The following is a 26,065-nucleotide window of genomic DNA, read 5'->3' on the forward strand; positions in this document are numbered from 1 at the left end:
AGAGTTTTTGCTCGCGCCAACAATCTGCGGCCTGTCAGACAAGAGAAAAGACGGTCCGTGGCTCAATCGTCATCGCCAATCTCAGGTGTCGCAGAACGCTATGCGGGTTCGCTGTTCGAACTCGCCCTGCAGGCAAATTCCGTGGCCAAGGTCGAGGCCGACCTCAACAGTTTCGAGGCGATGCTCGCGGGCAGCCCCGACCTGACCCGGCTGATCAACAGCCCGGTGTTCTCCAGCGAGGATCAGGCCAAGGCTATCGCGGCGATCGCCGACAAGGCCGGGATCACCGGTCTGGCCGGCAATTTCCTGCGCGTCGTCGCCCAGAACCGCCGGCTCTTCGCCGTTCCCGGCATGATCAAGGCGTTCCGCCAGATATCCGCCGAACATCGCGGCGAGACCTCTGCCGAGGTAACGTCGGCTCATGAACTGACGGCTGCCCAGCAGACCGAACTCAAGGCTGCGCTGAAGAGCGTTGCCGGCAAGGACGTGGCCATCTCCGTCACCGTCGATCCGTCGTTGCTCGGCGGGCTGGTGGTCAAGATGGGCTCGCGCCAGATCGATACGTCGCTCAAAACCAAACTCAATTCGCTCAAGCTTGCACTGAAAGAGGTCGGCTGATGGACATCCGCGCCGCGGAAATTTCCGCAATTCTGAAAGACCAGATCAAGAATTTCGGCAAGGAGGCCGAGGTCTCCGAAGTTGGACAGGTGCTGTCCGTCGGTGACGGTATCGCCCGCGTCTACGGCCTCGACAATGTCCAGGCCGGCGAGATGGTCGAATTCCCCGGCGGCATCCGCGGTATGGCGCTCAACCTCGAAGCCGACAATGTCGGCGTCGTCATCTTCGGCGCCGACCGCGACATCAAGGAAGGCGACATCGTCAAGCGGACCGGCGCCATCGTCGACGTTCCGGTTGGTCCGGGCCTGCTCGGCCGCGTCGTCGACGCGCTCGGCAATCCGATCGACGGCAAAGGCCCGATCAAGGCGATCGAACGCAAGCGCGTCGACGTCAAGGCGCCCGGCATCATTCCGCGCAAGTCGGTGAACGAGCCGATGTCGACCGGCCTCAAGGCCATCGATGCGCTGATCCCGGTCGGCCGCGGCCAGCGCGAGCTGGTCATCGGCGACCGTCAGACCGGCAAGACCGCCATTATCCTGGACACGATGCTCAACCAGAAGTCGGTGCACGATAACGGTCCTGAGAAGGAAAAGCTCTACTGCGTCTATGTCGCGGTCGGCCAGAAGCGCTCGACCGTCGCGCAGTTCGTCAAGGTGCTGGAAGAGCGCGGCGCGCTAGAATATTCGATCATCGTCGCCGCCACCGCTTCCGATCCGGCGCCGATGCAGTTCCTGGCGCCGTTCGCCGGCGCCACCATGGGCGAATATTTCCGCGACAACGGCATGCATGCGCTGATCAGCTACGACGATCTGTCGAAGCAGGCTGTCGCCTATCGCCAGATGTCGCTGCTCCTGCGCCGCCCGCCGGGCCGCGAAGCCTATCCGGGCGACGTTTTCTACCTGCACTCGCGCCTGCTCGAGCGCGCCGCCAAGCTCAATGACGATCTGGGTGGCGGATCGCTGACCGCGCTGCCGGTCATCGAGACGCAGGCAAACGACGTGTCCGCCTATATCCCGACCAACGTGATCTCGATCACCGACGGCCAGATCTTCCTCGAAACCAACCTGTTCTTCCAGGGCATCCGTCCTGCGGTGAACGTCGGTCTGTCGGTCAGCCGCGTGGGCTCGGCCGCGCAGATCAAGGCGATGAAGCAGGTTGCCGGCTCGATCAAGGGTGAGCTCGCGCAGTACCGCGAAATGGCGGCCTTCGCGCAGTTCGGCTCGGACCTCGACGCCGCCACGCAGCGCCTGCTCAACCGCGGATCGCGTCTGACCGAACTCCTGAAGCAGCCGCAGTTCTCGCCGCTGAAGACGGAAGAGCAGGTCGCGGTGATCTTCGCCGGCGTCAATGGCTATCTCGACAAGTTGCCGGTCAACCAGGTCGGCAAGTTCGAGCATGGTCTGCTCAGCCACATGCGTGCGGCCGGCAAGGACGTTCTCGACGCCATCCGCAAGGAAAAGGCACTGTCGGACGATCTGCGCGCCAAGCTGAAGGCCGAGATCGACGCTTTCGCCAAGACCTTCGCCTGAGCGAAGCGACAAGACGGGATCAGGTTTGAAGCATGCCTTCATTAAAAGACCTTCGTAACCGTATCGCCTCGGTCAAGGCGACGCAGAAGATCACCAAGGCGATGCAGATGGTCGCCGCGGCGAAGCTGCGCCGTGCGCAAGAGGCCGCGGAAGCGGCGCGCCCCTATTCGGAGCGCATGGGTTCCGTGCTGGCCAACATCACCCAGGCGATCGGCGGCGGCGGCGATGCCCCGGCGCTGATGACCGGTACCGGCAAGGACGACGTCCATCTGCTCGTCGTCTGCACCGCCGAGCGCGGCCTGTGCGGCGGCTTCAATTCGCAGATCGCCCGTCACGCCCGCGACCATATCCGCCGGCTTCTCGCCGACGGCAAGCAGGTCAAGATCATCTGCGTCGGCAAGAAGGGTTTCGACATACTGCGCCGCGACTATGCAGCGATGATCCTCGATCGCGTCGATCTGCGCGAGGTCAAGACGCTCGGCTTCGTCAACGCCGACGCGATCGCCAAGAAGGTCATCCACCTCTTCAACGAGGGTGCCTTCGACGTCTGCACGCTGTTCTATTCGCAGTTCAAGTCGGTGATCAGCCAGGTTCCGACCGCGCAGCAGATCATTCCGGCCGGCGTCGCTTCGTCTGCTCCGGCAGTGTCGGCGGATGGCGCCAACGCCGTCTATGAATACGAGCCGGAGCCGGGCGAAATCCTCTCCGACCTCATCCCGCGCAACATCTCCGTGCAGGTTTTCCGGGCGCTGCTCGAAAACGCGGCCGGCGAGATGGGCGCCAAGATGAGCGCCATGGACAATGCGACGCGCAACGCCGGCGAGATGATCAACAAGCTGTCGATCACCTACAACCGTCAGCGGCAGGCGCAGATCACCAAGGAACTGATCGAAATCATTTCGGGCGCCGAGGCGCTCTAGGCGCGGTTCGCGGGTCAATCTGCCCGCGACCGGACCGCGTGAGAAACAAAGGACGAAAAGGGTAAAGACGATGGCGAAAGCAGCGACCCCCAAGACGGCAGCCCCCAAGGCCGCAGCCGCGAAGACCGCAGCCCCCGCGAAGGCGGCCAAGGCAGCTCCGGCCAAGACGGCGGCAGCGCCAGCAAAGGCCGCAGCGGCCAAGACCTCGGCTGTTGCCACCAAGGCAACCGGCGTTGTCGGCAAGGTCCGTCAGGTCATCGGCGCCGTCGTCGACGTGCAGTTCGGCGATCACCTGCCGCCGATCCTGAATGCGATCGAGACCACCAATGTCGGAAACCGCCTCGTGCTCGAAGTTGCCCAGCATCTCGGCGAGAACACGGTGCGCTGCATCGCCATGGACTCCACCGAAGGCCTGGTGCGCGGCCAGGAAGTTCGCGACACCGGCGGCCCGATCTCCGTGCCGGTCGGCCCGGGCATGCTCGGCCGCATCATCAACGTTATCGGCGAGCCGGTCGACGAAGAAGGCCCGGTCGACGCGACCGAGATGCGCTCGATCCACCAGCCGGCTCCGGCCTATGTCGAGCAGTCGACGGAAGCGCAGATCCTGATCACCGGCATCAAGGTGCTCGACCTGCTGGCACCTTACGCCAAGGGCGGCAAGATCGGCCTGTTCGGCGGCGCCGGCGTCGGCAAGACCGTGCTGATCCAGGAACTGATCAACAACATCGCCAAGGCGCATGGCGGCTATTCGGTGTTCGCCGGCGTCGGCGAGCGCACCCGCGAAGGTAACGATCTCTATCACGAGTTCATCGAATCCGGCGTCAACAAGAAGGGCGGCGGCGAAGGCTCCAAGGCGGCTCTCGTGTACGGCCAGATGAACGAGCCGCCGGGCGCCCGCGCTCGCGTCGGCCTGACCGGCCTGACGGTTGCCGAATATTTCCGTGACCAGGGTCAGGACGTGCTGTTCTTCGTCGACAACATCTTCCGCTTCACGCAGGCAGGTTCGGAAGTGTCGGCTCTGCTCGGCCGTATCCCGTCGGCCGTCGGCTACCAGCCGACGCTCGCCACCGACATGGGCGCGCTCCAGGAACGCATCACCACCACCACCAAGGGGTCGATCACCTCGGTGCAGGCCATTTACGTGCCCGCCGACGACTTGACCGATCCGGCGCCGGCGACCTCGTTTGCCCACCTTGACGCGACGACGACGCTGAACCGCGCCATCGCCGAAAAGGGCATCTATCCGGCGGTCGATCCGCTGGATTCGACCTCGCGCATGCTCGACCCGCTGGTTGTCGGCGACGAGCACTATGCCGTCGCCCGCCAGGTGCAGTCGATCCTCCAGCGCTACAAGTCGCTGCAGGACATCATCGCCATCCTGGGCATGGACGAGCTGTCGGAAGAGGACAAGCAGACCGTGGCCCGCGCCCGCAAGATCGAGCGCTTCCTGTCGCAGCCGTTCTTCGTCGCCGAAGTGTTCACCGGCGCGCCGGGCAAGCTGGTCGACCTCGCCGACACCATCAAGGGCTTCAAGGGCCTCTGCAACGGCGACTACGATCACCTGCCGGAAGCCGCCTTCTACATGGTCGGCGGCATCGAGGAAGCAGTCGAGAAGGCACAGCGCCTGGCGGCTGAAGCGGCATAAGAAGCGAATAGCGAATAGGGAGTAGCGAATAGGGCAAGGTGAGCCGAGCGAGTTTCTTCCGTACTCGCTACTCACTAATTCCTACTCGCTAAAGTGATCATGGCTGAAGCTTTCAAATTCGAACTGGTCTCGCCGGAGCGCCTGCTGGTTTCCGAGCAGGTCGAGTCCGTCGTCATTCCGGGCGCCGAAGGCGAGATGACCGTGATGGCGCATCACGCGCCGGTCATGACCACGATCAAGCCGGGTGTCGTCACCGTGAAGACCGCGTCGGGCGGCGAAGAACGCTATGTCGTGTTCGGCGGCTTCGCCGACATCGTTCCGGCCGGCTGCACGCTGCTGGCGGAATCGGCTGTCGCCGTGAAGGATGTCGATCGTGCGGATCTTGCGCGCCGCATCCAGGAAGCCAAGGAAGATGCCGCCGACGCCAAGGACGACCAGGCGCGCAGCAAGGCCGAGCAGTTCCTCAGCCAGCTCACCACGCTGGAAGGCGCGATTCTCCCGGCCTGAAGTCTGCATCGAGTGACTTGATAAAAAGCGGGGCCTTGCCTCGCTTTTTTGTTTAAATGCCCAAGGCGGCAAAGGCCAGTGTCGGACCATCCCGCCGCAAGTGGACCAGATGCACCGCCACGAGTTCGATCAGCGTCTGGCGTTCGGAGTGGTCTCCAGCGAAGCCGGCCAGGTCGAACACCGCCGTCACGGTCTCGTTCGCCGGTAGCTGCTGGTCCAAAAGCACCGTCAACGCTGCATCGAGCGGATCGGTGAAATGGTTTTCGGGCAAGGTTTTTCCACGCGCGGCGCAGGCGGCGATCCAGGCCGCCACCACCAGCGTGAGATGTACGAACTCGGTACCGGCTTCGAGGCACTCGATGGCGGAGGCGATGATGCGCTGTGGCAGTTTCTGGCTGCCATCATTGGCGATCTGCGCGGTGCGGTGGGCGAGCGCTGTGTTTGAAAAACGCTCGGCAAGCTCGGCTGTGTAGGTTGATGTGTCGAGCCCGGCATCTTCCGGCAATGTCGGGATGGCTTCGGCCCAGAGCCCGTCGACAAATTGCCGGATCGCCGGATCGGCGAAAGCGCGGTCGACCGTGGCGTGGCCGCTGAGCAGGCCGAGATAGGCGATGCCTGAATGCGCGCCGTTGAGCAGCCTGAGCTTCATGTCCTCGAAGGGACCGACATCGCCGACCATGGTGACGCCGAACTTTTCCCAGGCCGGCCGGCCTGCCGGAAAATTATCTTCGACCGCCCATTGGCGGAAGGGCTCGGTCATCACAGGCCAGGCATCTTCGACGCCGAGTTCGCCAGCGACGCGCGTCCGATCGGCGTCGGTGGTTGCCGGCACGATGCGGTCGACCATGCTGGAGGGAAAGGCGACCTGGTTCGCGATGTGGTCGGCGATTCCAGTGTCGCCTGCCGTGGCGAGGCTGGCATCGCGCAATGCGGCGAATTCGATCAGCAGCCGGTGCAGTGTGGCGCCATTGGCGGGCAGGTTGTCGCAGCACAGCACGGTGAAGGCGGATGTACCCGTGGCGCGTCGCCGGGCAAGCGCCTCGGTGAGAAAACCATGCGCCGTCTTCGGTGTTCGCGGATTGGCCAGATCGTGGATGATGTCGGGATGGGCGGTGTCCAGCCCGCCGCCCGCCGCCCTGAGATAGGCCTTCTCGGTGATGGTCAGCGTGACGATGCGGGTGCGCGGATCGGTCAGAACGGCCAGCACGGCGCCCGGATCTTCCGGCGCCACCAGCATCGATTGAATCGAGCCGATGACGCGCAGCTCTTCCACACCACTGCTGCGGATCGCCAGCGTGTAGAGCCCGTCCTGCGGCGCCAGCGCATCGCGCGTGTCGGGGCTGCGCAAGGAGACACCGACAATGCCCCAGTCCGTTTCGCCCGCCGCCAGGCACTCGTCGACATAGGCGGCCTGATGGGCGCGATGGAAGGCGCCGACGCCGAGATGCACGATGCCTGGGACAATCTTGCCGCGATCATATGCGGGAATTTTGGTCCCGGCGGGCAGCTTCTGTAGCGTGGCGTCGGACAGATGGCTTCTGGTCATCACGATACCGGGGCTGAGGGCTTGGGGGCGCGGCGGATGACAGGCGGCGTAACACCTGTTTGCGCCTGCCGCAAGGATGCCGTTTTGCCTGCGCACATTGACTTCGCCTTGGCCCGAACGTACCGCTATCCAAACTGGGAGGAGCCGTTTTCCCATGGTCGCGCTGACCGATCCGGACCTGCTGTTTCCGTCCGAAGCGCATTCGCGCTCGCTTGCCCGCGACCTCTACGCCGGCGTCAAGAACCTGCCCATCGTCAGCCCGCATGGTCACACCGATCCGCGATGGTATGCACAGAACGAGCCCTTCCCGGATCCGGCGCAACTGCTCATCGTGCCCGATCACTACATCTTCCGCATGCTGTTCAGCCAGGGCGTGCGTCTGGAGGATCTCGGCGTGGCGAGCCTGGACGGCGCCCCGGTCGAGACCGACGGCAGGACCATCTGGCGGCGCTTTGCCGAGCACTACTATCTGTTTCGTGGCACACCGACCCGGCTTTGGCTCGACCATGTGCTGGCGCATCTGTTCGGCATCGAAGAGCCGCTGGATGCAGCGACAGCCGACCGGCATTACGACACGATCGCGACGGTGCTGCAGTGGGAGAATTTCCGTCCCCGCGCTCTGTTCGAGCGTTTCAACATCGAGGTCATCGCCACGACCGAAGGCGCGCTCGACGATCTCAAATGGCATAAGATGATCCGCGACAGCGGCTGGGAGGGCCGCGTCGTCACCGCCTATCGGCCGGACGCGGTTGTCGATCCCGATTTCGACGGGTTTTCGGCCAATCTCTACCGGCTGGGCGAGATCACCGGCTGCGACACCGGCAGCTGGGCCGGTTATCTCGACGCGCATCGCCAGCGCCGCGCCTTCTTCAAAAGTTTTGGCGCGACCTCATCCGACCACGGCCATCCGACGGCCGAGACCGCCAATCTCTCAGACGCGGCGGCGCAGGAACTGTTCAACCGCATCCGCCGCGGCTCGGAGGACGAGCGCGAGCGCAAACTGTTCCGTGCCCAGATGCTCACCGAAATGGCCAAGATGAGCCGGGATGACGGGCTGGTGCTGCAGATCCATCCCGGTTCCTGGCGCAACCATTCGCCTTCCATTTTCCAGAGGTTCGGCCGCGACAAGGGCTTCGATATCCCGACGCGGACCGACTATGTGACGGCGCTGAAGCCGCTGCTCGACTGTGTCGGGCTGGAGCGTAACCTGACGGTGATCCTCTTCACGCTCGACGAGAGCAGCTACGCGCGCGAGCTGGCGCCACTGGCCGGTGTTTACCCGGCGCTGAAGCTCGGCCCCGCCTGGTGGTTCCACGACAGTCCGGAAGGCATGCGCCGGTTTCGCGAGATGACAACCGAGACCGCCGGCTTCTACAACACTGTCGGCTTCAACGACGATACGCGCGCCTTTCCCTCGATCCCGGCTCGCCACGATGTGGCGCGCCGGGTCGACTGCGCCTTCCTTGCGCGCCTTGTCGCCGAGCACCGGCTGCGTGAGGACGAGGCGCATGAGCTGGCAGGGGAATTGGCCTATACGCTGGCCAAGAAAGCCTATCGGCTCTGACGCATGCTGCCGTCCGCAATGAGGAGATGACGATGACGAAGATCTTCGCGCATGCCGGCGAGGGCGCCTGGACACCAACGCCGGACGGCAACAGGCGGCGCGTTCTCCTCTCCACCGATGAGCTGATGCTGGTCGAATTCGGTTTCGACAAGGGCGGTGTCGGCGCCTTGCATTCGCATCCGCATGTCCAGTCGAGCTATGTCGCCGAAGGCCGTTTCGAGGTGACCATCGACGGCCAAACCGAAATCCTCGAAACCGGGGGCAGCTTCATCGTGCCGTCGGGTCTGGTGCATGGCGTCAAGGCGCTGGAAGCGGGGCGGCTGGTCGACAGTTTTACGCCGCACCGGGCTGATTTCCTCGCCTGAGGGCGAGCCGCGGCCGACTTCGCGCTCTCTTTCGAAATGAAAAACCCGCGCCCTCAAAGGAGGCGCGGGTTTGTTGCCTGGGCGCTTGTCGCGCCGCGGTACTCAAAAACATCACCGCAGAATTGGAACCTGCCGGATCATGGTGAATATAGACTTAATGCGCCGACGGTCGCGGCGGTTGGTCAGGTAATCCGCTGAAGCAAGCTGAAAAGCCGCTCGAACGTCTTGCCATAGGGCGGGCGCAGCAGGGCGCCGGCGCTCAAGCGCGATTGCAGGAAAACCGGCTTCTCCTTGCTGAAGGTGCGGAAGCCCCATTCGCCGTGATAGGCGCCCATGCCGCTGGCGCCGACACCGCCGAAAGGCTGGTTCTCCTGCACCAGATGCAGCATGCAGTCGTTGACGGTGACGCCGCCGGCAACCGTCTCGCGCAGGATCCGCTGGCGGTTGGTGCTGTCATTGCCGAACCAGTAGAGCGCCAGCGGCCGGTCGGCTTGGTTCACATGGCTGATCGCCTCCTCGATGGTGGCGTATTCGACAATCGGCAGCACCGGGCCGAAAATCTCCTCGCGCATCAGCCGCAAATCCGGGCCGGCATTGCTGACCAGGGTCGGCAGAAGCTTGCGGCTCGTGGCGCCAAGGTCTTCGCCGGCCGGGTTGATTTCGGTGACATCGGCACCGGCATCGCGGGCTTCCGCGATCATGGCGCGCAGGCGCTGAAAATGCCGGTCGCTGATGATGGCGGTGTAGTCGGGGTTGTCGCGCAAGGTTGGGTAGAGCCGCGCCACCGCGGTTGCGAGCTTGGCTGCGACCGTGCCGGCCTGCCCCTTGGGCACCAGCAGGTAGTCCGGCGCGATGCAGGTCTGCCCGACATTGAGCAGCTTGCCATAGGCGATGCTGGCCGTTGCCGCATCGAGATCGCAGGAGGGATCGAAGATCGCCGGCGACTTGCCGCCGAGTTCGAGCGTGACCGGGGTCAGGTTGGCGGCAGCGGCCATCGCGACCTGGCGGCCGACCGCGGTCGAGCCGGTGAACAGCAGATGATCGAACGGCATCGACACGAAGGCCTTGCCCATCTCGGCATCGCCGGTGATGATGCTCAACTCGTCGGGCGAAAAATGCTCGCCGGCCAATCTGGCGAGCAGCGCCGAGAAAGCCGGTGTCAGTTCGGACGGCTTGACCAGCACGCGGTTGCCGGCGGCGAGCGCTGCCGTGACCGGCGCGACGGCAAGCTGGAACGGGTAATTCCACGGCGACACGATGCCGACGACACCAAGCGGCTGCGGCAGGAGGCGATTTTTGCCCGGCAGGAACGGCAAGGTGGTGGCGACACGACGCTCCCGCATCCAGCCCTTCAGATGAGACAGCGTGTGGCGGATACCGGCGCGCACGACAAACAGTTCGGCAAGGCGCGTCTCATGCGCCGAGCGGCTGCCGAAGTCGGCGTTGATCGCGGCGCAAATCTCGGGCTCGTGCCGCTCGGTCAGCGCCAGCAGGCGCTTCAGGCGGTCTTTCCGAACGCTCAGGTCCGGAAAGGGCTGCTTCTCGAAGACGGTGCGCTGTAGCTGGAATCGCTCGCCAAGGACATCCTGTCTCACCTGCAGCATCGCGCGCTCTCCTTGCTCCAGTCCAGCTTACATCAGAGCCAGCCCGAATCCAGCTAGGAGCACTTGCCGCAAGGGCAGGCGAGGCTCACATGGCTATTGTTTGACCTTCCGTTTGCATCCATGGCGTTGTACCGAATGCGGTAAGCTGAAATCTCCGCCAAGGGCGCGTGCCGTATGATTCCGCAAATCCGTGTCACTGCCATGCGACACGGCCCCGTCATTACGCCGGATATGCTGCCCGGCGATGACGGGGCCAACATCAACGGGCCGTCGCTGATCAGCATGGCCGACTGGGTGCCCGGTCGGCTTGGTGCCTACTATCTCTACTTTGCCCACCACATGGGGACCTATATCCGCCTTGCCTACTCCGATTCGCTGCACGGGCCTTGGCGCATCCACCCCGGCGGTGTGCTGTCTCTCGATCAATGCCCATTCATCGTCGGGCATATCGCCTCGCCGGATGTTCACGTCGACCGCAAGCTTCGCCATTTCGTGATGTATTTTCATGGCCCGGCAAAATCCGGCGAAGGCCAGACGAGCTTCGCCGCGACATCCGTCGACGGGCTTCGTTTCACTCCGCTTTCCGAGCCGCTCGGGCCGTTCTACGCGCGCATCTTCCGTCACGATGGCTGGTGGTACGGTTTGCTTGGAACGGGAGCGATCACCGTCTACCGATCGAGAAACGGCATTTCGGATTTCCAACGCGGTCCGGTCGTGCTGCCCGCCATGCGGCGCGATCTCGCCCCACGCCATGTCGCGCTGCAGAAGTCCGGCCGCTGGCTGCGGGTCTATTACACGCGTCGGGGCGACGCGCCGGAACGGATCCTTTGCGGCACGATCGATCTCGCCGAGGATTGGCGGGACTGGACCGTGCGTGGGGACAGCGAAGTGCTGCGGCCGCTGATGGAGTTCGAAGGGGCCGGTTTGCCGATCCGCCCCAGCCGGCTCGGTCAGGCCCAGGGCAGGGAAAACGCGTTGCGCGACCCGGCTATTTTTGAGCAGGACAATCAGAGCTGGCTGCTCTATGCGGTCGCCGGAGAAAGCGGAATCGCGCTCGCCGAGCTTGGCTTTTCCGAGGTGCGGGCCACCGCGGCCCGGAAGCCGATTGCGACGTTGCGTCGCCGCGCGCGGCGGTTTTTCTGGCACCTTCGACGCAAGGCGCCAATGCTGCGTTCGGCAGTGAGACCGCGAAACAGAATTTTCATCGCCGGCTGCGCGCGCAGCGGCACCACGCTCAGCCTCAATCTGATGGGCTGTTTTGAGGATATCTATATCCATGCCGGCGAAGCGCCGTACCAGACACTGATCGAACTGGATCGCTACCAAGCCAACCTGGTCGTAAAACGCACTTTCGTGAGCTATAGGGATCTCGAGGACTTGCCGGCCTCGGTCGGCCTGATCTATTGCGTGCGGCATCCTTTCGACGTGCTGACCAGCTCTCATCCGGAGACCATTGCTCTGCGGCCTTTTCACGTGACCATGGAGCGCTGGGAGGCCGAGTATGACGGTTTGATGCGGTTGCGACAAGCCCAGCCGGAAAGGGTCATCTCCTATTTGCGCTATGAGGATGTGATCGCCGAGCCGGACATCGTGCAGGCGAGGATTGCCCGCTCCTTCGGCCTGACGACGGCTACGCTCTTCAGCCGCGATGCAAACAATCCCATTCGGTCGACCTCGCTGAGAAAATGGGAGCGCAATGAAGCGTTCAGGACCTATCTGCGCGGGCTGCCGCCGCCGTTTCTTGAGCGCGTCGACGGCTTCTGCCGGGAGTTCGGCTATGACAATTCGGCCGGCATATCGACGACGGAATTGGCTGAATGACGCAGACTACCAGCATTAGGGCCGAGGATCCCAAGCGGCGCGTCCTGAAGGACGTGTTCGGTTTCGACGATTTCCGTCCCGGCCAGGCCGATGTCATGGACGCGCTGCTCGGCGGGCGCCATGTGCTGGCCGTCATGCCGACGGGTGCCGGCAAATCGCTCTGCTACCAGGTTCCGGCGCTGGTCATGGGTGGGCTCACCCTCGTCGTGTCGCCGCTGGTGGCGCTGATGCAGGATCAGGTCGCCGCCTTGCGGCTGGCCGGCGTCGGTGCCGATACGATCAATTCCTCGCTCGACCGCGAAGCCAATGTCGCCGCCTGGCGCCGTGTGGCGTCCGGCCAGACGCGGCTACTCTATCTGGCGCCGGAGCGGCTGATGACCGAGCGCATGCTCGAGGCGCTTTCAAGGCTCGACATCAGCCTGATAGCCATTGACGAGGCGCATTGCATCTCGCAATGGGGGCCGGCGTTCCGGCCCGAATATGAAGACCTGTCGCGGCTGCGGCACATCTTCCCCAACGTGCCGATCATCGCGGTGACGGCGACGGCGGATGAGAGCACGCGCGGCGATATCGAGGCAAGGCTGTTCGCGGAGCGGGTCGAAACGCTGGTGCTGGGGTTCGACCGGCCCAACATCAAGCTCGCCATCGAGTCCAAGCAGGACAGCAAGCGGCAATTGCTGCGTTTCATCGAACGCCATCCCGGCAAGAGCGGCATCGTCTACTGCCTGTCACGCAAGAAGACGGAAGAGATGGCGGCCTTCCTCGAGAAGAACGGCGTCACCGCGCTCGCCTATCATGCCGGCATGAGCAAGGAGGCGCGCGAGGCGAACCAAAACGCTTTCATGACGTTGTCCGGCGTCGTCATGGTGGCGACCATCGCCTTCGGCATGGGCATCGACAAGCCCGACGTCGCCTATGTCTTCCACACCGACATGCCGGGCAGCCTGGAAGCCTATTATCAGGAGATCGGCCGCGCCGGGCGTGACGGGCGCAAGGCCGAAGCGCATATGCTCTATGGCCTTGGTGACATCCGCATGCGCCGGCTGTTCATCGACGACGAGGACTCGGCCGCTGAGCATAAGAGGCGCGCGCATCGCCGGCTCGACACGCTGATCGGCTATTGCGAGACGGCGCAGTGCCGCCGCCAGGTGCTGCTTGGCTATTTCGGCGAGGAAGCCGAGCCTTGCGGCAATTGCGACAACTGCGTCGACAAGGTGCCGCGCGCCGATGGCGCTGTCGAGGCGCGCATCATCCTGGCGGCTGTCGCGCAGAGCGGCGAGCGCTTCGGCGCGGCGCACGTCATCGACATCCTGCTCGGCCACGAGACCGAGAAGATTTTGGCCAGAGGCCATCAGAGGCTGGCCAGCTTCGGCAGCGGGGCGGCGCACAAGAAGGATCTTTGGCTGTCGCTGATGCGGCAGCTCGTCGCGAACGGTTTCCTGGAGCCGGATCCGAGCGGCCATGGCGGCCTCGCCATCGCCGAAAAAGGCCATGCGCTTGGCCGCGGCGAGCTGCCGTTCCACTACCGTGTCGAGATGCGCGGCCGCGCCTTGCGCAAGATGCGAGCGGCCGAGGCTTCGGGTGCCGAAGGCGTCGATGCTTCGCTGCTGGCCACGCTGAAATCCCTGCGGCTGCGTCTGGCCAAGGAGCGCCAGGTGCCGGCCTATGTGGTGTTCTCCGACCGCACGCTGATCGACATGGCCGAACGCCGTCCCCGGGACCTCGATGCTTTCGCTGAAGTCAATGGCGTGGGAGGGGCGAAGCTCAAGGAGTTCGGGGCGATCTTTCTGAAGGCAATCGCCGCGCACCGGTCCAACGGGTCGGCCTGAAAACCCTCACCAGATACTACCGGCGATCCTCACATCTGGATCGACATGCCGCCATCGACGGTCAGGACATGGCCGTTGACGAAGGAGGCCGCCTCGCTGGCGAGGAAAAGCGCGGCGCCGGCGATCTCCTGCGGCCGCCCCCAGCGCTGCAGCGGAACCCGCTGGCGGGCGAAGGCAACCAGATCGGGGTTTGCCGCCATCGCGGCATTGGTCTCGGTGGCGAACATTCCCGGCGCGATGGCGTTGCTGGTCACGCCGTGGGCGCCATATTCGACGGCGATGCTGCGCATCAGCCCGGTCAGCCCTTGCTTGGCGGCGGGGTAGATGGCGTCGCCGGACCGCGCCATCTCGCCGACGATCGAGGTCACCGCGATCAGCCGGCCATGACCCTGGGCCTTCATGATCTCGGCCGCATCGCGCGACAGCGAGATCGCCGACAAAAGATCCGTCCTGATCAGGTCGAGAATGTCGTCGTCGTTGAAGGCGGCGAGCGGCCGCCTGTCGCGGGCGCCGACATTGTTGACCAGGATGTCGAGACGGCCTCGGGTCTTGCTGATCTCGGCGATCATCGCGCGGCCCGCTCCGATGTCGGCCACGTCGAAGACCGCCGCCTGCGCGCTGCCGCCATTTCTCGTGATGGCAGCGACAGCACCATCGAGCGTGGCGGCGGTGCGGCCGGTCACCACGACATAGGCCCCGGCTTCGGCAAAGGCGCGCGCGATCTCCAAGCCGAGGCCGCGTCCACCGCCGGTGATCAGGGCCACACGCCCCTTCAGGGAAAATCGATCGAAAATGCTCAAAACAGGCGGCCTCTGCGCGCATGGAACGGCAACCGACCCCATGCGGCAATCGGCTGCTTGCTTTCAGCCTACCGTTCAATCGAAGCCGGTCAAATGAACTTAATGCGCAGGTGAATTTCGCCTGCGTCCATCAGGTGGATCGGCCTGAAGCTAGGCCTGCGAACCACGCGAGAGACCTGGCGCCGCTTCACGGCCAGGCACGCTGCATTGAATTGACCGACAGCCAGGCAATCAGCGGCAGCGCCAGCAGAAGCGCCAGGCGCAGTGCCGCCGATCGGGCTCTGTCGAAATCATTGCGCCTCAGCCGCGGCTATGCCTGCACCGCGGCGCCAAGGGGGAGCAGGGCGTAGAGGCCGGCCAGAGCCCGCAGGCGCTGCTCGCCGGTAACTGGGATGCCGCCCTGTCTGAGCGCGTCGCCGATGGCCGCGCCCGGTACCGCGACGAAGAAAACTCCAGCGATCGCGACGAGGAAGCCGATCATCGAACCCGGAAACGATGTCGCCGACAGCGCGACCGCCATCGCCAGCAGGATGAGCAAGATGATGAACGTGCGCTGGGTCACTGCCGGGAACTCCGTCCGCCAGCAAACCGATAGCAGCAAAGGCTTAGAAATCCGTTCCCGCCAGCCCGTTGAAGCCGGCACCTTGGGGCGGTTCAATCGGTCTTTCCATCAGCCATCATGGTAAAGCTTGCTTCGGTCGATAAGTTGACCTTTTGATGCGTGTTTGATAGCGCCATTGCGGCGCACCAATCCAGCCAGTTCAGCTGAAGAAGCGTTTCGCGGTTCACGTCACTTGTTGAAATTCGCGATAAACTGCCCGAATTGCTGGGTGGGGGGGTGCGCGAACATCTCCTTTGGCTCACCCACCGAATCCACCTCACCCTTGTGAAGGAACATCACCTTGCTCGATACGTCGCGGGCAAAACTCATCTCGTGCGTTACCACCAACATGGTGCGCCCCTCCTCCGCAAGCGAGCGCATGACGCGCAGCACCTCGCCGACCAGTTCCGGATCGAGCGCGGATGTCGGCTCGTCGAACAGCATCACCTTGGGATTCATCGCCAGGGCGCGCGCTATGGCGGCGCGCTGTTGCTGGCCGCCTGACATGTGAGGGGGATAGTAGTTGCGACGCTCCCATATCCCCACGCGCTTCAGCAATGCCTCGGCCTGCTCCAGGCATTCGGCGCGCGGCCGCTTGAGCACATGCGCCGGCGCGGCGACAAGGTTCTCGAGCACGGTCATGTGCGACCAGAGATTGAAACTCTGGAAGACCATGGCGAGATTGGCCCGAATCCGTTCGACCTGGCGCATATCGGCCGGCGCTTGATGACCGTCGCGGCTTTGCTTCATCTTGATGAGCTCGCCGTCGACCCGCACTTCGCCGGAGTCCGGGGTCTCCAGGAGGTTGATGCAGCGAAGCATCGTGCTCTTGCCCGAGCCCGAAGAGCCGAGGATAGAAATGACGTCGCCCTTATGGGCCTCGAGCGAAATGCCCTTGAGCACCTCATGATCGCCAAAGCACTTGCGCATGTCCTTGACGCTGATGGCTGACTTGTCGTCCGGGGACGGTGCTGCTTTCGCGGCAGCGGCGACATTTGCCGACATCACAACACCTCCGGGACGGGTTTGATTTGCTGGCTCTGCTCGGGTGGGGGACGCAGATGCGGTGAAAGCAGGTATTCAACCCAGGCAAACAGCCGGGCGATCGACAGGTTGAGCAGCAGATAGATGACACCGGCGCACGTCAGCACCTCGATCGGCCGGAACGTGTCGTGCTGGATTTTCTGTGCCGTTCCCATCATCTCCATGATCGTCACCACGGAAGCGAGCGCGGTCGCCTTCGTCATCAGGATGATCTCGGTCGAATAGGCCGGCAAGGCTAGGCGGAGCGCTATGGGCAACGTCACAATGCGGAACCGTGTGAACGTAGACATGCCGAAGGCCTTGGCTGCCTCGATCTGCCCGACCGGCACGGCCCGGAGCGCGCCACGGAAAATCTCGCTCTCATAAGCGGCGGTGTTGAGCGCCATCGCGACGATCGTGCAATACATGGGGTCCCGCAGGATCGGCCAAAGAATCGGGCTGTGGCGAACAAAATCGAACTGGGAAAGGCCGAAATAGATCAGATAGAGCTGCACCAGCAGCGGCGATCCGCGGAAGACAAAGACATAGGCCCGGGTGAAATATTCGCCGGATTTGTAGCCCGATGCCCGCAACCAGGTCAGGCCGGCGGCGATAACCAGACCGATGGCGACACCGAAGAACCAGATCTCGAGCGTCAGCGGCAGTGCTTTCAGCACGCTCCACATGGTCGAAAGGTAGAAGTTGTAATCCACCGCCACCTCCTATTTCGGACGTAGAAAGCTGCGTGAGGTGTAACGCTCGGCCTTGTCGAAGATCGGCGTCGAGATCGAGGTCATCACGAGGTAGAGGATACCGGCGACCGTGTAGAAAAGCAGCGAATGGTGTGTTGAACGCGCGGCCTTGTTCGCCGTCAGCATCAGCTCGGCGACGCCGGTGACCGAGATCAAAGCTGAATCCTTGATGGTCAGCTGCCACACATTGCCCAGCCCCGGCACCGCCAGGCGCAGCACCTGAGGCATGATCACGAGGCGAAAACGCAGCCAGGCCGACATGCCATAGGCGCGCGCCGCTTCCAGCTCGCCGCGATGGATTGCCAGGAACGACCCGCGGAAGACCTCGGCCTGATAGGCGCCCGAAATGATGCCGACCGCGAGAACGCCGCCCAGAAAGCTCGGCATGTTCAAGATGTCGGTCGAACCGATCGATCCGGTGGACCGCGCCACGCCCGTCAGGATCTGCGTGCCGCCATAGTAGAAGAGGTAGATGACCAAAAGCTCCGGCTCACCGCGGAACACGGTCGTGTAGCTCTCGCCGATGAACCTCAGTCCGCCGCGATGCGAAAGCTTGGCCGCCGCCACGAGCGAACCCAGCATGGCGCCGATCATCATCGAAACGACGGTGACGGCGAGCGTCCAGCCAATGCCCCAGAGCAGCTGCAAGCCCCAGCCGGCCGCCAACAGCTCATAGGCCGTCGATAGCTGATCCTTGAGACTGTTGAGAAAGTCCACCTACGCCTCCCCGGGCGTCGAGATAATGCATCGACAGCTCGCCCGCCTCAATGCAAAACGGGAGCAGCCTTGGCTGCTCCCTTTGCGACACTACTTGGTAATGTCGATCTTAAACCACTGCATCGAGTATTTCGACACCGAGCCGTCATCGAGAGCAGCCTTGAGCGCCTTGTTGTAGATATCCTGCAGGTCCTTGTCGGTCTTGCGGAAGGCTGCACCGATGCCCGGTCCAAGGATCGGACCGCCCTTGAACTGCGGCCCGACAAACTCCAGGTCCTTGGCGTCGGGCTTGGCCAGCGTGCCGAGGAAATAGGTGGTGTCGGCGAAGGCCACGTCGAGGCGCCCGGCCATCAAGTCGAGATCATGCTCGTCGGTGGTCTTGTATTCATGGACGTTGGCGACATCCTTGAGATATTTGTCGGCAAACGTCGCCTCCGTGGTCGAAACCTGCAGGCCGACATTCTTGCCGGTCAGTTCCTTGCGCAGCGTGTCGAGCGCCGCCTTAGACTCGGCGTCGTCCTTGGAAAGATCGATCATCTTGCCGCTGTTGGACAGCTGCGCCAGCGGCCCATTCTTGTCGGCAAGGAAAGCCACCGGCGAGGAGGCATAGGGGATCGAGAAGTCGATGGTCTTCATGCGGTCTTCGGTGATCGACATGCCGTCCATGACAATGTCGAACTTGCCTGCGGTGAGGCCGGGGATAACGCCGTCCCAGTCCTGCGCCTGGATCTTGCATTCGAGCTTCGCGCGGGCGCAGACGTCGTTGAGGATGTCCACCTCGAAGCCGACGATCTTGCCGCTGGCGTCGGTCTGGTTCCACGGGGCGTAAGAGCCCTCCATGGCAACCGTTACGGTCTTCCAGTCCTTGGCCAGCGCCGGGGTTGAACAGGTCAACGCAAGTGCTGCAAGCGCAATCCAACGTGATGATGTCACGATACTTCTCCCATTTTTTGTTCTTGGAACCCTCAGATACCAATTGCTTAGCCTAGCCCCAATTCCCCCACAAGTGCTGTTTTCCGCTCCACATTGAGCGCATTCTCGACGCTGCACTGGTGCAAGTTCTGCGGCACGGGGAAAACCCGGCGCGATAGCGGGGTCATCTTGCTAAGCTACTGGTTTGTCGAAGTAAGCTATCGCGTGGTGCTGCCAGCTGGCTGTTTACCGCCTTCGCCCTTGCGCCATTGCTGTGCGTGATCAGCGCCAGACGAGTCATCAAGATCTCGTGAACCGGCGAAGTCCGCGAAAGTCACTTTGAAAGCCTCGGTCCCGATGCTGCTCCAGCAAATCATGCCCGTTGGACAGTGTGCCGCCGAGGGGCCGGCGCGGCGGCAAGGACCAATCGGGGACGGCAGGGTAATTCCGGCTGGGGTCGTGCAGTGGGGTACCAGGAGATGAATCCGCCAGTCAGGAGGCGAATGGCTAGTGCCAGAGGCAAACCCGGACGTCCTTGCCAACATAGCATGCGCCTTCGCGGCGAAGCTCACCCCAATCGAGTTCGTCGGCGTGCGTTTCGTCAATCTCCGAGTTCGAGTAGCCTGTCCAGGAATCTCCGTCCTTGTAGACAACCGCCCAGTAATCCCGGGACATTTCACCAGCCCCACTGTTCGTGTCAGGATAGTCGATCCCCGCAAAAACTTGCCGGGGCCCCTGGATATTGAAATCGCCGCCCTTCTCGATTTGGTAGTAGCATTTTCCGGATATGCGGGTCTGACCGTGAACAGTAAGCAGGCAGCGGCCCCATTTATAACCGCTCGGTAGACGATGCTGTAGTCGCGCATGCGCAGGCGAAAGGGAAACCGCAATTGCAAAGGCAGCCGCCAGTGTTCGCCCGATCATCTTGTCACCCGTTGTGAACAGCCGATCCAAGGAGCGGCTGGACACTGTTGGATTGCGCGCGGAGCGCATATCGAAACGGTCCTCCGCAGGATGGTCCCCTGAGAGATCCAATTATTTATCGGCCATAGTCGGATTTTTGTCACGTGACATGTGCGCTAATGCACGGCGAAAGAAGCCAGTCAGCACGAAAAAACGTTAAATATCAGGCATATAGGAAATCAATGGCGGAGAGGGAGTCCGCCCTAAGAGATACCCTAGGATTGGCTGTGATGGTTTGGACTGTACTGTAAATATATGATACTAAATGGTTTTTCTTAAAAGCTGTCCGCAGCCGTTCATTCTTGTTTGCCTGTTTCCGCCGGATAGGTTTATGGTTGCCTTTATGTTTTTAAGGGGCGAGCCATGACGACCAAGGCGAAAATCACCACTGACAAGGCGCTCTCGGCCCTTACGGGACCGGGCAAAATCTATTCCGACAGCATCAAGGACACTGGGCTCTATCTGCTTGTCACGAAGTCAGGCACGCGGCGGTGGGTGTTCATATACAGCCGTCATGGCAAACGCCGCGAATTGGCGCTCGGGGTGGTGGATGGTCCTAAGGGCATTTCCCTGAAAGACGCTCGCAACCAAGCCCGTGCGTATCAGGCGACGCTAGCGCTAGGTGGCGATCCCTGGAACGACGCGCGCCGCGAAAGGGAACAGCAAACCAAAGCGCAGACGTTCGGCGAATTCGCGGACACGTTCATTGCGGAACAGGCCAAAGGCTTTCGCAACGCCAAGCACATTGCGCAGTGGAAGATGACGATGAAAGTGTATGCGAAGCGCCTTCAACGACTTCCCTTGGACAAGATCGAAACCGCCGACGTGCTGGCCGTGCTGCAACCGGTCTGGACGACGAAACCCGAGACCGCCAAGCGCACACAGGGGCGTATCGAGCGCATCCTTGACGCCGCGAAGGCACAAGGCTTGCGTGGTGGAGAGAACCCCGCCCGATGGCGTGGCCACCTCGATAAGTTACTCTCTCGCCAGAGTAAGCTATCACGCGGGCACCATGCGGCGCTTCACTACGGAGACGTCCCCGCCTTCCTCGCTAAATTGCGCCAGTCCGACTCGGTTTCAGCGCTGGCGCTGGAATTCCTCATCCTGACAGCCGCCCGTACTGGGGAGGTCATCGCCGCCCGCTGGAATGAAATCGACGCGGCAAGCGCCGTGTGGACGGTTCCCGCCGCTCGGATGAAAGCCGGACGCGAGCATCGTGTCCCGCTTTCAACACGCGCGCTGGAAATCCTAAACGCCGTGGTTCCTGCTCGCACTGCTCCTGGCGGCTTCATCTTCCCGGGGGCCAAAGAGGACAAGGGGCTTTCGCAAATGGCGCTAGCCATGATGCTGCGGCAATGCGGGCAAAATACCGTGACAGTGCATGGCTTTCGGTCAGCGTTCCGAGACTGGGCGGCCGAGGAAACCGACGCCCCTCGCGAAGTGGCGGAGGCTGCCCTTGCCCACGCGGTTGGGGACGCGACCGAGCGTGCGTACCGTCGTGGTGACGCCCTGGCGAAGCGGCGCATATTAATGGACGACTGGGCGGCGTTCGTGACAACAGCTGTCAGCGCTGACGCGTTGCCTTAGCACTACAACATCTAGACGCGTTGGTTGCAGGCGTTCAACAAGATAAATCGGAAAAGACTTGTCATGCTGTCGACTTTAAGCAATCTTCGTCACGGGTATTTGGGGGAAGCAATAATGAAGAATTTTGTCACGTCAGTCTTGGGCGTTGTCGGTGTCTTTGGTGCGATGGCGATTGGCATCGGCGCACTTGCTTTTTATAGCGTAGCATTCGAGGCCGGTGCTAGCGAATGGTTCGGCTGGCACGGCTGGTGGGTGCCGGTCCTGTTTTTTGTTAGCGTGATCATATTCCGCGCGGGCCTCCTCATCGCAGCAGCCATGGTGGTGGGCGGCTACGGAGCCTACTTCGCTTGGGAATGGCCGCTTTGGATTGTCGTACCCGTCTTTTTCCCTGGGCTTGCATTCATGATTGCTGGCCTACTGGTCGCCGCTATCGGCGGCGTTGCGGAGCGTGCACGCGGATGACTCGGATCATCGCCATATGCGCGGTCATTGCCCTGGTAGCCGCAATTCTGACCTTGCCCTACGGGTACTATCAGCTGCTTCGCCTGGGGATTTTCGCCGCAGGTATTTATTGCGGCATCAGATTAAAGTCGACCGGCGACGAGAGGTTGGCGTACGGATTGTTTTTCGTCGCCTTGGCTTTCAATCCGTTCTTGCCAGTGTTCCTCTCTCGGGCCGTTTGGATGCCAATCGATCTGATTTGCGCGGCGCTGTTCGGCTTTGTCGCATACAAATTTCCGGCGACAACTGACGAGAAATCAGTTGCAACAAGCCCAAGGCGGTAGCGCGGCATTCGCCACGACCAACGTTAACCGCCTTCCTGGTTAACGCGCGTAGGCATTGCTGACAGCGCGCCGTGAGACAAAATATAGGGGCAACGACCCCCTGTTTGGCACAATAAGTTGAGTTCCTGCGGCCTGGGCTGGATGGTGGTGCATCCAACGCAGTCTGAAGGAATACAGCAATGCCCACCATTGAGCCGCGTGCGCTTTCTATCCCGGATTTCACCCGCTGGGCAGCAATCGGACGCTCAAAGGCGTACATGGAAATTCAAGCCGGGCGCTTGAAAACAAAGAAAATCGGTTCCCGTACCGTCATCCCGATAGAAGACGCGCGCGCTTGGTTCGACGCCCAGCCATCCGGCATCTCAGCGCACGGGGCGAAGTAAAGATGGCTGAGATGAAGCCTTGGGAAAAATACGCCGCGCCGGCCGCACAGCCTGACGCGGTGCCGGATGGGCCGTGGGCGAAGTACCGCCAGGCTCCGGTCGCTGCGCCGCAGGCTCCTGTCAACACGGCTTCCGCCGGCCCGCAGGAGGCGATGTCGGCCGCCGACGTGCTGTCAGGCGCTGTCAACAACTTCCTGCCCAGTGCGGGGAAGTTCGCGTCGGACCTAGCGCAGCCCGTGCTGCACCCTATCCAGACCGCGCAGTCCATCGGTGACATCGCCGGGGGTGTCGCGGCGAAGGCCGGAATCGGCAACGCTGATCAGTCCGCAGCTGACGCCGTGGGCCAGTTTTTCGCGCAGCGCTACGGCGGTATCGAGAACTTCAAGCGCACGATGGCGCAAGACCCTGTCGGCTTCCTGTCAGACCTGGCCACGGTCTTCTCCGGCGGCTCGCTGATCGGCGCGAAGGCTCCGGGCGTGCTCGGCACCGTCGTACGCGCCGCCGGCACCGCCGCTGACATCGTGGACCCGCTGACAAACGCCGGCCGTGTCATCGGCAAGGTCGGGCGTGGGGTAGGGACAACGGCTTCGGTTGGCCTGGGCTTGACTACTGGCGTCGGCGGCGATGCAATCCGGGCGATGCAACGCGCTGGCTTGGAAGGGAACACCGCAGCGCTTGAGCAGATGCGCGGCAGCGCCCCGGCCACAGATATCCTCGACCGCGCCAAAAACGCGTTGGGCGAGCTCGATACCGACCGCGCCCGCCAGTACAATATCGACATGACACCGGCTCGGGCTGACCCGACCGTGCTGGACTTCACCGGGATCGATAAGGCGCTTTCTGATGCGAACGACAAGGTTCGCTTCAAGGGTGTCGTTAAAAACCCCGATGGCGCGAAAGCCGTCGATCAGATGCAGTCGATTGTCAACGACTGGAAGCAGCTTGACCCCGCCGAATACCATACGCCTATTGGCTTCGACGCGCTGAAGCAGCTTCTCAACGACACTCGCCAAAGCACAGACCCTGGCTCGCTTGCGCGCAAGACCGCCAACGATGTTTACGCAAAGGTCAAAGGTGAGATTGAGGCGCAAGTGCCGTCGTATGCCGCAGCGATGCGCGCATATCAGGTTGCGGCTGACAACAGCACTCAAATCAGGAAGACGCTAAGCCTGGGCGAAAACACGACGGACGACACCGCCCTTCGCAAGCTCCTGTCAACGACCCGTAGCAATGTCAGCACCAACTTCGGCACTCGCCAGAACCTTGTCGATCAGCTCGCCCAGAAAGAACCGCCTCTACCAGGGATGCTTGCCGGTCGCGCTATGTCAGCCCTAGAGCCGCAAGGCCTTGCCCGCGTTCTTCATTCCAGCGCAGGCTATGCCGTGCCAGGGGCGGCGCTGCTCTCTAGTCCGCCGGCCCTGGCGGCTGCTCTCTCGACGCTTGCCCTGTCATCGCCGCGCATCGTGGGCGAAACCGCTTACGGCATTGGCGCGGCCCGGCGGGCACTCAATCCCGCCCAAATTCTCAGCCCGGCACAAAGCCGGCTCTTGCGCCAATCCGCCTTCCAGGCAGGTCGCGCAGGGCGGCTGTTGGGCGGTGCCCAATGACGGATTTCGACCAGGAAATCGTTTCGGCTTTTGTGCGCTGCGCGGCAGCGCCGCTTTCTCCGGGAGATATTGAATACGCGAGGGCCAGCGGGATCGAGCCGCCACCACGAGCCGATCTTGACCCCAACAACCCCGAAACCGTGGTCCGCGCCTGGGCGGCGGCTTGCTTTGCTAGGGGTTTTGACCCTCTGGCCTCCGAACACACTCCAACCCTGAACTGAAAGGTTTTCGCTATGCACCGTCGTCCCGAGTCATTCCTGGGCGCGTTCGTGCCACGGCACTATCTCACCCCTAAAGCCGAGCGCGCCATTGACGAGATTATTGCTCGTGCCAACACAACCGGCGCTAAGAAGGACCATGAAGCGCTGATATCGGTTGCCCGGTCGATTTTAGACGAAACGCTTGCGGCCTATCATGCCGCACCGCGTGAGGAAGTTGACAAAGCAATCCTTTCGCACCTCGCGAGTTGGCATAGGCGCTACGGCTCAACAGATGCTCGGACCCTAATACAGCCTACAGGTCTAAGGGCTGGTGCCAAGTGGACTATTGTGGGGTCTGGCTTGCTGTTTCCCTACGGGCACGATGCTAGGGATTTCCTGGATGATGAGTTCAGGAGGATGGCCCGTGACGCCTGGGAGGCAGAACTGGCTGAAAAGAGGGCGCGCCGCGCCGTGACCCAGCGCCGGCAGCAGGGGTAATCCCGTGGACAGGGGTATCCCCTTGGGGCAGCGGTAATCCCGTGCTCGCCCAGGGGGCCGCGCCCTCGGACAGCGGACTGGTTATCCTCCCCCGTTTCCCGTGTCGGCGGGTGCTAGCCTTGGCTTTGTTGCGCGAAATTTCCCGATAGGCTTTGTTTGACTCAGGGAAGACCGTGGAAGCGTTTTGGGTGTCGGCAAGTGTCTGACAGCGGCATCTCAGTCCGCGCACGCTGGCGCTGCTTTCTCGCCAGTCCGATAGGTAATTGATAGGTCAGCCCCCAGTGCAATTCCTTCATCCCCTCTGCATCGTTCGGAAAATGGTCGCACAAAGCGGGAGCAGGGGTTGTTACGCTGTTCGCGTTACAGGGGGTGTTTGAAAACTTCTCCCAGGACTCTCCCCCTATATCCCTCATTATACTTCTAATTACATCTTCTAGAAAAAGAGAGAGAAAAATATGTAACAAGTTACAAGCCTTGCCGTGCAATGGTTTGAGGCGTTCCACCTTCAGCGACAAGTTACAGCCAAATCGATCGCGAAATCTTACAGCCGTTAACGCGTCGATTTTGAAAAAGTTTCTCGGGGGTCTGTCAGTAACATGTCACAAGCCTTGCCGTGCAAGGGTTACGCCGCTTGTTACAAGGCCGGTTTTCCCGAAAAGCCCCAAAAACACCTCTACAACCAAATTTCCCGGTTGTAGACACTTATAGGTTGTAAAAATTCACGTCCCACACAATTTTGTCTCTTGCGTCAAAATGCGCCTCAAAACACGTCGGTTGCACGAGACCGGCTCTCTAGGAACAGCAATGGAAACCACAAACAAAAAGCAGGCAATCGAGCGGGTTGAAAGGGGCAGGTTCGCCAAGGGTCAAAGCGGCAATCCCGGCGGCCGCGCGGCGACCCCCGCCCACGTCAAGGAAATGCTCGGGCGTCTAACCCCCCGTGCGGTAGAAATCATGGCTGAAACGTTGGAATGCGACGATCCCAAATTGCGCTTCCAGGCCGCACAGGAAGTCTTGAACCGCTCTCTGGGCAAGCCTCATGCTACGCTTGATGTCAAAGCGACTGTCGATAATGGCCAAGCTCACCTCGAAGCGCTCGTGCGCTTGTCAGCGCTTGCGGCTTCCCAACACACAGGCGAGGCGCTAACTATCGATGCAGCACCCGCGCTCCCTGCGCCCCTTGCAAACGAGAGTGATGTTTAAACGCCTGGGGAAAAGGCGCTGATCTACTGTTTCGCCCAGGGCGGCAAGCGTGGTGATCCTGCAAGGGCGGGGATCGAACCCGCTCA

General features: G+C 62.3%; 25 protein-coding genes. 16 read left to right on the forward strand and 9 right to left on the reverse strand.

What is annotated here, in order from left to right:
* Positions 1–57 precede the first annotated feature (57 nt).
* The 5 genes from AC04SF_RS19940 to AC04SF_RS19960 all read left to right on the forward strand — a co-directional run bounded on the left by AC04SF_RS19940 (position 58) and on the right by AC04SF_RS19960 (position 5,219).
* Positions 58–618, forward strand: a complete 561-nt coding sequence (locus AC04SF_RS19940) for a F0F1 ATP synthase subunit delta (RefSeq protein WP_202352327.1) — start codon at positions 58–60, stop codon at positions 616–618.
* Positions 618–2,147 carry a F0F1 ATP synthase subunit alpha gene (atpA, locus tag AC04SF_RS19945; protein ID WP_095204821.1) on the forward strand — a complete coding sequence of 510 codons (1,530 nt, stop codon included), beginning with the start codon at positions 618–620 and terminating at the stop codon, positions 2,145–2,147. The genes AC04SF_RS19940 and atpA overlap by 1 nt, the downstream gene beginning before the upstream one ends.
* A 32-nt stretch (positions 2,148–2,179) precedes the next feature.
* A complete protein-coding gene (locus AC04SF_RS19950) occupies positions 2,180–3,067 on the forward strand; it encodes a F0F1 ATP synthase subunit gamma (RefSeq protein ID WP_096451376.1) in 888 nt (295 codons plus the stop codon).
* 70 nt (positions 3,068–3,137) lie between these two features.
* Entirely contained in the window at positions 3,138–4,712 is a 1,575-nt protein-coding gene (atpD, locus tag AC04SF_RS19955; protein ID WP_096451374.1) for a F0F1 ATP synthase subunit beta, read from the forward strand.
* A gap of 99 nt (positions 4,713–4,811) precedes the next feature.
* Entirely contained in the window at positions 4,812–5,219 is a 408-nt protein-coding gene (locus tag AC04SF_RS19960) for a F0F1 ATP synthase subunit epsilon (RefSeq protein WP_010912151.1), read from the forward strand.
* A gap of 52 nt (positions 5,220–5,271) precedes the next feature.
* Here the strand turns inward: AC04SF_RS19960 and AC04SF_RS19965 are convergent, their stop codons facing one another.
* On the reverse strand, positions 5,272–6,765 hold the full coding sequence (locus AC04SF_RS19965; RefSeq protein ID WP_488479218.1) for a mannitol dehydrogenase family protein: 1,494 nt from the start codon (positions 6,763–6,765) through the stop codon (positions 5,272–5,274).
* 154 nt (positions 6,766–6,919) lie between these two features.
* Between AC04SF_RS19965 and uxaC the strand changes: the two genes are divergently transcribed.
* Complete coding sequence (gene uxaC, locus AC04SF_RS19970) at positions 6,920–8,329, forward strand: glucuronate isomerase (protein ID WP_488479219.1); 1,410 nt, start codon at positions 6,920–6,922, stop codon at positions 8,327–8,329.
* Positions 8,330–8,355: 26 nt separating this feature from the next.
* Positions 8,356–8,694 (forward strand): cupin domain-containing protein, encoded by a 339-nt coding sequence (locus AC04SF_RS19975; RefSeq protein ID WP_096451366.1) that lies wholly within the window; start codon positions 8,356–8,358, stop codon positions 8,692–8,694.
* 182 nt (positions 8,695–8,876) lie between these two features.
* On the opposite strand, the gene AC04SF_RS19980 is transcribed toward AC04SF_RS19975, so the two are convergent.
* A complete protein-coding gene (locus tag AC04SF_RS19980) occupies positions 8,877–10,298 on the reverse strand; it encodes a coniferyl aldehyde dehydrogenase (protein ID WP_488479220.1) in 1,422 nt (473 codons plus the stop codon).
* Positions 10,299–10,472: 174 nt separating this feature from the next.
* Here AC04SF_RS19980 and AC04SF_RS19985 point away from each other — a divergent pair, with 174 nt between their 5' ends.
* On the forward strand, positions 10,473–12,119 hold the full coding sequence (locus AC04SF_RS19985) for a sulfotransferase (protein WP_488479221.1): 1,647 nt from the start codon (positions 10,473–10,475) through the stop codon (positions 12,117–12,119).
* Positions 12,116–13,948: a DNA helicase RecQ gene (gene recQ, locus AC04SF_RS19990; RefSeq protein WP_488479222.1), complete on the forward strand. Its 1,833-nt coding sequence runs from the start codon at positions 12,116–12,118 to the stop codon at positions 13,946–13,948. The genes AC04SF_RS19985 and recQ overlap by 4 nt, the downstream gene beginning before the upstream one ends.
* Positions 13,949–13,977: 29 nt before the next feature.
* Here recQ and AC04SF_RS19995 read toward each other — a convergent pair whose 3' ends face one another.
* The 7 genes from AC04SF_RS19995 to AC04SF_RS20025 form a co-directional block, all read right to left on the reverse strand.
* Positions 13,978–14,748: an SDR family oxidoreductase gene (locus tag AC04SF_RS19995; protein ID WP_488479223.1), complete on the reverse strand. Its 771-nt coding sequence runs from the start codon at positions 14,746–14,748 to the stop codon at positions 13,978–13,980.
* Positions 14,749–15,058: 310 nt separating this feature from the next.
* A complete protein-coding gene (locus tag AC04SF_RS20000; protein ID WP_488479224.1) occupies positions 15,059–15,310 on the reverse strand; it encodes a hypothetical protein in 252 nt (83 codons plus the stop codon).
* Positions 15,311–15,538: 228 nt separating this feature from the next.
* Complete coding sequence (locus AC04SF_RS20005; protein ID WP_488479225.1) at positions 15,539–16,354, reverse strand: ABC transporter ATP-binding protein; 816 nt, start codon at positions 16,352–16,354, stop codon at positions 15,539–15,541.
* Positions 16,354–17,085 (reverse strand): ABC transporter permease, encoded by a 732-nt coding sequence (locus AC04SF_RS20010; protein WP_096451354.1) that lies wholly within the window; start codon positions 17,083–17,085, stop codon positions 16,354–16,356. The genes AC04SF_RS20005 and AC04SF_RS20010 overlap by 1 nt, the downstream gene beginning before the upstream one ends.
* Positions 17,086–17,094: 9 nt before the next feature.
* A complete protein-coding gene (locus AC04SF_RS20015; RefSeq protein WP_488479226.1) occupies positions 17,095–17,841 on the reverse strand; it encodes an ABC transporter permease in 747 nt (248 codons plus the stop codon).
* Between the two features lie 90 nt (positions 17,842–17,931).
* Entirely contained in the window at positions 17,932–18,774 is an 843-nt protein-coding gene (locus AC04SF_RS20020) for a transporter substrate-binding domain-containing protein (RefSeq protein ID WP_488479227.1), read from the reverse strand.
* Positions 18,775–19,260: 486 nt separating this feature from the next.
* Positions 19,261–19,746 (reverse strand): hypothetical protein, encoded by a 486-nt coding sequence (locus AC04SF_RS20025; protein WP_488479228.1) that lies wholly within the window; start codon positions 19,744–19,746, stop codon positions 19,261–19,263.
* Between the two features lie 333 nt (positions 19,747–20,079).
* Between AC04SF_RS20025 and AC04SF_RS20030 the strand changes: the two genes are divergently transcribed.
* From AC04SF_RS20030 to AC04SF_RS20060, 7 genes are all read left to right on the forward strand, one after another.
* Complete coding sequence (locus AC04SF_RS20030) at positions 20,080–21,303, forward strand: tyrosine-type recombinase/integrase (RefSeq protein ID WP_488479229.1); 1,224 nt, start codon at positions 20,080–20,082, stop codon at positions 21,301–21,303.
* A gap of 114 nt (positions 21,304–21,417) precedes the next feature.
* The gene (locus tag AC04SF_RS20035; protein ID WP_488479230.1) at positions 21,418–21,765 is read left to right on the forward strand and encodes a hypothetical protein; all 348 of its coding nucleotides are present in this window, start codon (positions 21,418–21,420) and stop codon (positions 21,763–21,765) included.
* The gene (locus AC04SF_RS20040; protein WP_488479231.1) at positions 21,762–22,088 is read left to right on the forward strand and encodes a DUF6804 family protein; all 327 of its coding nucleotides are present in this window, start codon (positions 21,762–21,764) and stop codon (positions 22,086–22,088) included. Before AC04SF_RS20035 ends, AC04SF_RS20040 begins: the two co-directional genes overlap by 4 nt.
* A gap of 179 nt (positions 22,089–22,267) precedes the next feature.
* The gene (locus AC04SF_RS20045; RefSeq protein ID WP_488479232.1) at positions 22,268–22,471 is read left to right on the forward strand and encodes a DNA-binding protein; all 204 of its coding nucleotides are present in this window, start codon (positions 22,268–22,270) and stop codon (positions 22,469–22,471) included.
* Between the two features lie 2 nt (positions 22,472–22,473).
* Complete coding sequence (locus tag AC04SF_RS20050; RefSeq protein ID WP_488479233.1) at positions 22,474–24,078, forward strand: hypothetical protein; 1,605 nt, start codon at positions 22,474–22,476, stop codon at positions 24,076–24,078.
* Complete coding sequence (locus AC04SF_RS20055) at positions 24,075–24,299, forward strand: hypothetical protein (protein ID WP_488479234.1); 225 nt, start codon at positions 24,075–24,077, stop codon at positions 24,297–24,299. The genes AC04SF_RS20050 and AC04SF_RS20055 overlap by 4 nt, the downstream gene beginning before the upstream one ends.
* A 1,281-nt stretch (positions 24,300–25,580) precedes the next feature.
* Positions 25,581–25,979 carry a hypothetical protein gene (locus AC04SF_RS20060; protein WP_488479235.1) on the forward strand — a complete coding sequence of 133 codons (399 nt, stop codon included), beginning with the start codon at positions 25,581–25,583 and terminating at the stop codon, positions 25,977–25,979.
* The last annotated feature ends 86 nt before the right edge of the window (positions 25,980–26,065 follow it).

It is taken from the genome of Mesorhizobium sp. CNPSo 4671, assembly GCF_057784245.1.